Source organism: Cellulomonas septica (assembly GCF_012396155.1).
Classification (GTDB): domain Bacteria; phylum Actinomycetota; class Actinomycetes; order Actinomycetales; family Cellulomonadaceae; genus Cellulomonas; species Cellulomonas septica.
Genome location: NZ_JAAXOY010000066.1, coordinates 1 through 9,211 on the forward strand (window position 1 = coordinate 1; position 9,211 = coordinate 9,211).

9 protein-coding genes and 1 tRNA gene are annotated in these 9,211 nt (G+C 73.8%); 7 read left to right on the top strand and 3 right to left on the bottom strand.

What is annotated here, in order from left to right; translation table 11 throughout:
• Positions 1-100: 100 nt before the first annotated feature.
• Entirely contained in the window at positions 101-2,845 is a 2,745-nt protein-coding gene (aceE, locus tag HGA02_RS04670) for a pyruvate dehydrogenase (acetyl-transferring), homodimeric type (protein WP_168678023.1), read from the bottom strand.
• Positions 2,846-3,192: 347 nt separating this feature from the next.
• Here aceE and HGA02_RS04675 point away from each other — a divergent pair, with 347 nt between their 5' ends.
• The 3 genes from HGA02_RS04675 to HGA02_RS04685 all read left to right on the top strand — a co-directional run bounded on the left by HGA02_RS04675 (position 3,193) and on the right by HGA02_RS04685 (position 4,249).
• On the top strand, positions 3,193-3,615 hold the full coding sequence (locus HGA02_RS04675) for a DUF3052 domain-containing protein (RefSeq protein ID WP_162352265.1): 423 nt from the start codon (positions 3,193-3,195) through the stop codon (positions 3,613-3,615).
• Positions 3,612-4,079: a redoxin domain-containing protein gene (locus tag HGA02_RS04680; protein ID WP_168678024.1), complete on the top strand. Its 468-nt coding sequence runs from the start codon at positions 3,612-3,614 to the stop codon at positions 4,077-4,079. The genes HGA02_RS04675 and HGA02_RS04680 overlap by 4 nt, the downstream gene beginning before the upstream one ends.
• Positions 4,080-4,175: 96 nt before the next feature.
• Positions 4,176-4,249, top strand: a tRNA-Val gene (locus HGA02_RS04685).
• Positions 4,250-4,267: 18 nt separating this feature from the next.
• Here HGA02_RS04685 and HGA02_RS04690 read toward each other — a convergent pair.
• The gene (locus tag HGA02_RS04690) at positions 4,268-4,780 is read right to left on the bottom strand and encodes a hypothetical protein (RefSeq protein WP_168678025.1); all 513 of its coding nucleotides are present in this window, start codon (positions 4,778-4,780) and stop codon (positions 4,268-4,270) included.
• 125 nt (positions 4,781-4,905) lie between these two features.
• On the opposite strand from HGA02_RS04690, the gene HGA02_RS04695 reads away from it, so the two are divergent.
• Genes HGA02_RS04695 through HGA02_RS04710 form a run of 4 tightly spaced genes read left to right on the top strand, consistent with a single transcriptional unit; the run spans position 4,906 to position 8,942 of the window.
• Positions 4,906-5,757, top strand: a complete 852-nt coding sequence (locus HGA02_RS04695; protein ID WP_168678026.1) for an MOSC N-terminal beta barrel domain-containing protein — start codon at positions 4,906-4,908, stop codon at positions 5,755-5,757.
• A 37-nt stretch (positions 5,758-5,794) separates the two neighbouring features.
• Complete coding sequence (locus HGA02_RS04700) at positions 5,795-6,991, top strand: Nif3-like dinuclear metal center hexameric protein (protein WP_168678027.1); 1,197 nt, start codon at positions 5,795-5,797, stop codon at positions 6,989-6,991.
• Entirely contained in the window at positions 6,988-7,737 is a 750-nt protein-coding gene (locus tag HGA02_RS04705) for a CT398-like coiled coil hairpin domain-containing protein (protein WP_168678028.1), read from the top strand. Before HGA02_RS04700 ends, HGA02_RS04705 begins: the two co-directional genes overlap by 4 nt.
• Positions 7,737-8,942 carry a bifunctional RNase H/acid phosphatase gene (locus HGA02_RS04710; protein WP_168678029.1) on the top strand — a complete coding sequence of 402 codons (1,206 nt, stop codon included), beginning with the start codon at positions 7,737-7,739 and terminating at the stop codon, positions 8,940-8,942. Before HGA02_RS04705 ends, HGA02_RS04710 begins: the two co-directional genes overlap by 1 nt.
• Positions 8,943-8,981: 39 nt before the next feature.
• Here the strand turns inward: HGA02_RS04710 and HGA02_RS04715 are convergent.
• Positions 8,982-9,211: ArsB/NhaD family transporter (locus HGA02_RS04715; RefSeq protein WP_281357104.1), on the bottom strand; the 230-nt coding region annotated here is incomplete at its 5' end.

Genomic DNA, 9,211 nt, shown 5'->3' on the forward strand with positions numbered 1-9,211 from the left:
CCCTGCGCGGCGCGGCCGACGGCGCCCGGAGCGCGCCGGAGAGCACGAGGGCCCGCGGCGGATGATCCGCTGCGGGCCCTCGTGCGTCAGGTGACGACCGTCAGGAGTCGCCGCCCGTGTTGCCGGACGTGCCGGCCGTGACGTCGTGCAGGCGGTACCGCTCGATGGCCTGCGCCGGGGCGTCCGCCGCGACCGCACCGGTCCGGGCGAGCTGCTGCAGCACCCGCACCGCGGTCGACGGGCCGTCGATCTTGAAGTGCCGACGAGCGGCGGCGCGGGTGTCGGAGAAGCCGAAGCCGTCCGCACCGAGCGTCGCGTACGTGCCGGGCACCCACGCGCGCACCTGGTCGGCGACCAGGTGGTCGTAGTCCGTCGTCGCGACGAACGGACCCTCGGCACCCTGCAGCTTCTGCGTGAGGTACGCCTGGCGGGGCTCCTCGCCGGGGTGCAGGTAGTCGTGCTGGTCCGCGGCGAGGCCGTCGCGGCGCAGCTCGTTCCAGCTCGTCACGGACCACACCGCGGCGCGCACGCCGAAGTCCTCCGCGAGCAGCTTCTGCGCCTCGAGCGCCCACGGCACGGCCACACCCGACGCGAGGATCTGGGCGCGCGGCCCGTCGCCCTCGGCCGGCGACAGCAGGTAGATCCCCTTGAGGATGCCCTCGACGTCGACGCCCTCGGGCTCGGCCGGCTGCACCATCGGCTCGTTGTAGACGGTCAGGTAGTAGATGACGTCCTTGTCGCGGCCGTCACCCTCCCCGTACATCCGCTCGATGCCGTCCTTGACGATGTGGCGCAGCTCGTAGCCGTACGCCGCGTCGTAGTGCACGACGTGCGACATGGTGCCCGCGAGCAGCGGCGAGTGGCCGTCGGCGTGCTGCAGGCCCTCGCCCGTCAGCGTCGTGCGACCGGCCGTCGCGCCGATGAGGAAGCCGCGGGCCATCTGGTCGCCGGCCGCCCAGAACTGGTCGCCCGTCCGCTGGAACCCGAACATCGAGTAGTAGAAGTAGAACGGGATCAGCGGCTCGCCGTGCGTCGCGTACGACGTGCCGACGGCCTGGAACGCGGCCGCGGAACCGGCCTCGTTGATGCCCGTGTGCATGATCTGCCCGGACTCGGACTCCTTGTACGAGAGCATGAGCTCCCGGTCGACGGCCATGTAGTTCTGGCCGTTCGTGTTGAAGATCTTCGCGCTCGGGAAGATCGAGTCCAGGCCGAACGTGCGGGCCTCGTCCGGGATGATCGGCACCAGGCGGTGGCCGAACTCCTTGTCTTTCACGAGGTCCTTGAACAGGCGCACGAGCGCCATGGTCGAGGCGACCTCCTGGTGGCCCGAGCCCTTCGCGAGGCCCTCGTACACCTTGGCCTCGGGCAGCGTGACGGCCTTGTGCGTCGAGCGGCGCTCGGGCACGAACCCGCCGAGCTGACGGCGGCGCTCCAGCATGTACTGGATGCCCTCGTCGTCGGGACCCGGGTGGAAGTACGGCGGGACGTACGGGTTCTCGTCGATCTGCTCGTCCGTGATCGGGATGTGCAGCGAGTCGCGCAGCGTCTTGAGGTCGTCCGCCTTGAGCTTCTTCATCTGGTGCGTGGCGTTGCGCCCGGCGAAGCCCGAGCCCAGGCCGTAGCCCTTGATGGTGTGCGCCAGGATGACCGTCGGCTGGCCCGTGTGCTCGCGGGCGGCCTTGTAGGCGGCGTAGATCTTGCGGTAGTCGTGACCGCCGCGCTTGAGCGCCCAGATCTCGTCGTCCGTCATCTTCTCGACGAGCTGCTTGGTGCGCGGGTCGCGACCGAAGAAGTGCTCGCGGATGAACGCGCCGTTCTCCGCGCGGTACGTCTGGAAGTCGCCGTCGGGCGTCGTGTTCATGAGGTGCACGAGCGCGCGGTCCTTGTCGGCGTTGAGCAGGGTGTCCCACTCGCGGCCCCAGATGACCTTGATGACGTTCCAGCCGGCGCCGCGGAACTGCGCCTCGAGCTCCTGGATGATCTTGCCGTTGCCGCGGACCGGGCCGTCGAGGCGCTGCAGGTTGCAGTTCACGACGAACGTGAGGTTGTCGAGGCCCTGCTGCGCCGCGTGCTGGAGCATGCCGCGCGACTCGGGCTCGTCCATCTCGCCGTCGCCGAGGAACGCCCACACGTCCTGCTGGCTCGTGTCCTTGATGCCGCGCAGGTGCAGGTACTTGTTCGTCCACGCCTGGTAGATCGCGGACGCCGGGCCGAGGCCCATCGACACCGTCGGGAACTCCCACAGGTCCGGCGCGAGGCGCGGGTGCGGGTACGACGGCAGGCCGCCGCCCGGGTGCGACAGCTCCTGGCGGAACCCGTCGAGCTGGTGCTCGCTCAGGCGGCCCTCGAGGAACCCGCGGGCGTACACGCCGGGGGAGGCGTGGCCCTGGAAGTAGACCTGGTCACCGCCACCCGGGTGGTCCTTGCCGCGGAAGAAGTGGTTGAGGCCGACCTCGGTCAGCGTCGCGACCGACGCGTACGACGAGATGTGCCCGCCGACCGCGATGCCGGGGCGCTGCGCACGCGTCACCATGACGGCCGCGTTCCAACGGATCCACGAGCGGTAGCGCCGCTCCATGACCTCGTCGCCGGGGAAGTACGGCTCGTCGTGCACCGCGATGGTGTTGACGTACGGCGTGTTCAGCGAGGCCGGGATGGCCACGTTCCGCTGCCGCGCGTGGCGCAGCATGCTCAGCAGCACGTAGCGGGCGCGCGGACCACCCTTGTCGTCGATGAGCCCGTCGAGCGACTCGAGCCACTCGCCGGTCTCGGCGGGGTCGATGTCGGGGACCTGGCTGAGCAGGCCGCCGATGAGCGGGCCCGTCTCGTCGATGGAAGCCACCGGTGCTCCTTCTGCCTTCTCGTCCGCACGCGCGAGCCTCGTGGCCCCGGCGCGCATCTCGGCCCGACCCTGGTCCGAGCACGTGGGGCGCGCTGCGGCAGGTGCGGGTAGTCGGCCCATTGTCGGCCCCTGCCGGGCACAAAGTCACACCGTCCCGGCACTCGGGCCACGTGACGTCCGCGACAGTCGTAGGACGACTCGCGTGCCGAAGGGGTCGGCGGACCGGCCGGACACGCCCGTCCGGGTCGACGTCTTGCCAGGGCCCGCCACCGTGCGGTGGGCTACGGTGTGCGGACATCAGCAGGTCGTCCCGCCGGGGGCGACGCGACGAAGGGATCGGTCGGGACGTGTCATCCAGCACGGACGACGCCGCCTCGCAGGTGGCAGCGCGTCTGGGGTTCACCGCAGGACAGGTGATCCAGGAGTTCGGGTACGACGACGACGTCGACGAGGAGCTGCGCGACGCCCTCCAGGCGGTCACCGGCAACGAGCTGGTCGACGAGGACTACGACGACGTCACCGACGGCGCCCTCATCTGGTTCCGCGACGACGACGGCGACCTCACCGACTTCCTCGTCGACGCGATGACGGTCCTCGAGGACAACAGCCCCATCTGGGTGCTCACCCCGAAGTCCGGCCGGTCGGGCCACGTGTCGCACAGCGACATCGAGGAGGCCGCCACCACGTCCGGCCTGCACGCGATGACGACGTTCGCCATCGCCGCCGACTGGTCCGCCACGCGCCTCGGCACGCGCGGCCGCGGCAAGTGACCGCGACGCCCGTCCTCGGCGAGCTCGCCCCCGACTTCACGCTCGTCGACACGCACGGCACGCCCGTGACGCTGTCGGCCCTGCGCGGCACACCGGTCGTCGTCGTGTTCATCCCGTTCGCGTTCTCCGGGACGTGCCGCGGGGAGCTGTGCGAGATCCGCGACAACATCGCCGCCTTCGACGCCGCGGGCGTGCGGGTCCTCGTCGTCTCGTGCGACTCGACCTTCACGCTCCGCGCGTGGAAGGAGCAGGAGGGCTACGGCTTCGACCTGCTCTCCGACTTCTGGCCGCACGGCGACGTCGCCCGCGCCTACGAGGTGTTCGACGAGAAGGCCGGCCGGCCGCTGCGCGGCTCCTTCCTCGTCGACGCCGAGGGCGTGCTGCGGTGGTCGGTCGTCAACCCCGCGGGCCAGGCCCGTGACCTCGCCGCCTACCGCGCGGCGATCGCCGACCTCGCCGCCTGACGCGGGCGTCGGTCAGGGCGTCGCGGCGCCCGTCGGGTCGTCGCGCCGCACCGGTAGGCTGTGCGCCCGTCGCACCCGCGAGCACGTCGCGACGAGGGGCCTGTAGCTCAGCTGGTCAGAGCGCCGCGCTTACACCGCGGAGGTCGCCGGTTCGAAACCGGCCGGGCCCACCCGACCGACCCGACGCGTCATCCCCACCCGCACGCCAGGTGCACGTCGTGCACGACCGCGGCCACGGGCGCCCCCCACAGCTCGGCGAACAGCTCGGCGTCCTGCGGCTCGCGGAAGTAGACGGGGGCGCCCCACGCGTCGTCCCACGACTCCGCCTCGACCCCGGCCGGGGCGGGCGGCACGCAGACCACCGGCGTCGACGGCGCGCTGTAGCCGAGCTGCTCGGCACGCTCGTCCGCCGCGGCGAGCGCTGCGTCCTGGGCGGGCGCGATCACGAGCCACACGACCGAGTACGAGTCGGTGGCGGACATCGCCTCGTCCTCGGGCAGCGCCGTGGGCCACGACGGCGTGGCCGTCGGCGTCGCGGCATCGGGCGTCGTGACGGCCGTCGTCGGAGCGGCGTCCGTGGGGGCGGTGGTGGGTGCGACCGCGTCGTCGGGAGCCGGCGTCGTGCACGCGGGGAGCACGAGCGTGACCAGGGCGAACGTCAGCGCTGTCGCGTGCTGCCGGCGGATCGCGAGACGGGTCATGCGGCGAGGATGGCGCACCCTCTCGCTCGCAGGTTCGCGTGTGCGGCACCGGGACCCGATCGTGACGGGATCGTGACGCGGGCGCGTCCCGGTCGGACGCGAGGTCCGCTTGCTACGGTCCGCGGGTGTCCGCCTCTCGAGTCTCGTCGCTGCACGTCTTCCCCGTGAAGTCGCTGCGGGGCTTCGACGTGCCGGAGGCGGACGTCGACCCGTGGGGCGTCCGGGGTGACCGGCGGTGGATGGTGGTGACCGGCGACGGCACCGTCCTGACGGCGCGCGAGCACCCGCGGATGCTGGGGGTCCGTGCCACGCCGGGCGCCGGGTCGTTGCGCCTGACGGCGGACGGGGCCGCCGACCTCGTCGTCGCCGAGCCCGTGGACGCGCAGCCCGACGTCCCCGTCGGGCTGTCACGACTCGACCGGGCCACCGCGGCGGGAGCGGACGTCGACGCGTGGTTGTCCGACGTGCTCGGGCGGTCCGTGCGGCTGGTCTGGCTCGACGACCCTCGGCGACGGTCGGTGAGCCTCGACCACGGCGGGCGTCCGGGTGACGCGCTGAACCTCTCGGACGCCGGGCCGCTCCTGGTGACGACCGAGGCGTCGATGGCGGCGCTCAACGCGTGGATCGCGGACAGGGTGCTGGAGACGGCCGATCCCACGGGGGCGCCGCAGCCGCCCGCGCCGCTGCCGATGGAGCGGTTCCGGCCGAACCTCGTCGTCGGCGGTGACCTCGAGCCGTTCGAGGAGGACCGGTGGGCAGGGCTGCGGGTCGGTGGCGTCGAGCTGCGGTTCGCGGAGCGGTGCGACCGGTGCAGCCTCACGACGGTCGACCTCGACGCGCTCGTCACGACCAAGGAGCCGATCCGGACCCTCGCGCGGCACCGCCGCGAGGACGGGAAGACGTGGTTCGGCGTGCGCATGGTGCCCGTGACCACGGGCCGGGTCGCGGTGGGGGACGCGGCGACGCCGCTGTGGTGAGCCCGTCGGTCGGCGCGGCGCGGGTAGCGTGCGGGGCGTGACCGCCCCTCGTCTGGCCGACGTCGTCCGCACGCTCGAGCGCCGCTACCCGCCGTCGACGGCGGAGTCGTGGGACGCGGTGGGGCTGGTCGCCGGGGACCCGGAGCAGGAGGTCCGGCGGGTGCTGCTCGCCGTCGACCCCGTCGCGGACGTGGTCGACGAGGCCGTCGCGTGGAGGGCGGACCTCGTCGTCACGCACCACCCGCTGCTGCTGCGGCCCGTGCACTCGATCGCGGCGACGACGTTCAAGGGCGCGCTGCTGCACCGGCTCGTGCGGTCGGGCGTCGCGCTCTACACGGCGCACACGAATGCCGACGCCGCGGTCGGGGGAGTGGCGGACGCGCTGGCTGACGCCCTGGGCCTCGTGGACCGCACGCCGCTGCAGGCCGCGGCGACGGAGGCGCTCGACAAGGTCGTCGCGATGGTGCCGGTCGCCGACGCGGAGGCGCTGGTCGACGCGCTCGCCGCGGCCGGTGCGGGGGCGATCGGCCGGTACGCGCGGTGTGCCTGGACGACGACCGGCGAGGGGACGTTCACGCCGCTCGACGGTGCGTCGCCCGCGATCGGCAGCGTCGGGGAGGTCGAGCGTGTCGTCGAGGCGCGCGTCGAGATGGTCGCCCCGCGGCGGCTGAGGTCGGCCGTCGTGGCCGCGTTGCGCGCCGCGCACCCGTACGAGGAGCCCGCGTTCGACGTGCTCGAGCTCGCGTCGTGGCCCGGGTCGACGGGGATCGGCCGCGTCGGGCGGCTGGAGCGTCCGACGACGCTCGCCGCGTTCGCCGCCGACGTCGCCGCCGCGGTGCCGGCCACGGCGCAGGGCGTCCGGTACGCGGGGGACGCCGACGGGCGGGTCGAACGGGTGGCCGTCGTCGGGGGCTCGGGCGACTCGCTGTTCGACGCGGTCCGGGCGGCGGGCGTCGACGCGTACGTCACCGCCGACCTGCGTCACCACCCCGCCTCGGAGCTGCGCGAGCGCGCGGAGTTCGAGGCGCGCGACGGCCACGCCCCGCCGTACCTCGTCGACCTCGCGCACTTCGCGTCGGAGTGGCCGTGGCTGGCCCGTGCGGCGCGCGACCTCGAAACAGACCTGGCCGCCGCGGGCACTACGGTGGAGACCCGGGTCAGCACCCTGAGCACCGACCCCTGGACGGGCCGCGTCGCCGCGCCCGCCCCCCTCCCGCCGGAAGGACACCCGTGACGACTGCCCCCGCGGCGGACCAGCGCCGCCTGCTCGACGTCCAGGAGCTCGACACGCGCCTCGACCAGCTCGCGCACAAGCGCCGCACGCTGCCCGAGCTCGCACGGCTGCTGGAGCTCGACGCCCAGCTCGCCGACCTGCACACCGCGCTCGTCACGTCGCGCACGGCCGCCGAGGACCTGCGTCGCGAGCTCGCGAAGGCGGAGGCCGACGTCGAGCAGGTGCGCTCGCGCGCGGCCCGCGACCAGGCACGTCTCGACTCGGGGCAGGGGAGCGCGAAGGACCTGCAGGCGCTGACGAGCGAGCTCGCGTCGCTCGCGCGTCGCCAGGGCGACCTCGAGGAGGTCGAGCTCGAGGTCATGGAGCGGCTCGAGGCGCACGAGGGCGCGCTCGCCGAGGTCACGAAGGCGTACGACGCGCTCGTCGCGCAGAAGCAGGCCGTCGAGGCCGACCGCGACGCCGCGTTCCGGACGATCGACGCGGACGCCGAGCGGGTCCGGGGCGAGCGCGCGACGGCGGCCGAGGGTCTCGACGCCGGTCTCGTGACGCTCTACGAGCGCCTGCGCGGCCAGCTCGGCGGTCTCGGTGCCGCACCGCTGCGGGGTCGTCGCTGCGAGGGCTGCCGGCTGGAGCTCAACCCCCTCGACCTCGACGCGATCCGCTCGAAGGGCGAGGACCAGGTCGTGCGCTGCGAGGAGTGCGGCCGCATCCTCGTGCGCCTGCCCGAGCCGGCCGCCGCGGTCTGATGACCCGGCGGCTCGTCGTCGAGGCCGACGGCGGCTCGCGGGGCAACCCCGGGCCCGCCGGGTACGGCGCGGTCGTGCGGGACGCCGCCACGGGGAAGGTGCTCGCGGAGCGCGCGGACTTCCTCGGCGTCACGACGAACAACGTCGCCGAGTACTCCGGCCTGGTCGCCGGGCTGAGGGCCGCGCTCGCGATCGACCCGGGCGCGCGCCTCGAGGTGCGCATGGACTCGCAGCTCGTCGTCGAGCAGATGCGCGGCACCTGGAAGATCAAGCACGCCGACATGCGCCGCCTCGCCGACGAGGTGCACGCGCTCGTCGACCCCGCGGACGTCACGTGGACCTGGGTGCCGCGCGCCCAGAACGCCGCCGCCGACCGGCTGGCGAACCTCGCGATGGACCGTGAGAGTGGGCTGGTGACCGACGACGCCCGCACCGGCCCGCTCACCCCGCCGAGCACCGACCCGACCGGCAGCGGCACGCAGTCCGCGACGACCGGCGCGGGGGACCCCGGGTCCGGCCGCGCACCGCGACCGTCCGGCGCGGGCGTCCGGTTCGACGAGGAGAAGCCCGTCACCGTCGTGCTCGTGCGGCACGGTCAGACCGCGATGACCGTCTCGCGCGGGTACTCCGGCTCGTCCGAGCCCGGGCCGCCGCTCGACGAGCACGGGCAGCAGCAGGCCCGAGCCGCCGCGGTGCTCGTGGACCGGATCGGGCACGACCTGTGGGGTGACATCGAGTACCCGTCGGAGATCATCGCGTCGCCCATGGTCCGGACGCAGCAGACCGCGGGCATCATCGCGGAGCGGCTGAAGCTCTCCGTCGAGACCGTCGACCTCGTCAAGGAGGCCGACTTCGGCGAGTGGCAAGGGCTCACCGCGGAGCAGATCGAGGAGCGCTGGCCCGGCGAGCTCGAGCCCTGGCACACCCGCGGTGACGTGCGCCCGCCCGGCGGCGAGTCGATCGCCGACGTCGGCGTCCGGCTGCAGCAGGTGTTCGACGACCTGATCGCCGAGGGGCGCGGCCGCACCGTCGTCGTCGTGAGCCACGCGGTCGCGATCCGCGCGGCGCTCGGGGTCGCGATGGGCGCGCAGCCGGGGTCGTGGAGCCAGCTCCGCGTCGCGCCCGCGTCCGTGAGCATCGTCCGGCTCTTCGCCGACAAGCGGCACGAGATCGCCGTCGTCGGGGTGCCGAGCGAGGGCTGGTAGTCCCGCCGGCGTCGGCCGGCCCGCCCGGCCCGCACCGGGTCAGTGCGTCGCGGCGAGCCCGAGGACCGCGAGGACGACGACCGGCGGGGCGAGCAGCGCGCCCTGCAGCACGATCGTGCGAGCGGGCACGTCGAGCATGACCTGACGGCACCGGTGCCACCACAGCACCGTCGCGAGCGACCCCCACGGCGTGAGGAGCGGACCCGCGCCCGTGCCGATGAGCAGGGCCGCGAGCCGTAGCGGGTCGCCGGCCGCCGCCGGCTCGAGCG

What these genes read in the sequence shown, in the direction of transcription:
- HGA02_RS04710 (WP_168678029.1), top strand. Translation starts at nt 7,737, where the DNA reads ATGACCCGGCGGCTCGTCGTCGAGGCCGACGGCGGCTCGCGGGGCAAC.
- HGA02_RS04690 (WP_168678025.1), bottom strand. Translation starts at nt 4,780, where the DNA reads ATGACCCGTCTCGCGATCCGCCGGCAGCACGCGACAGCGCTGACGTTC.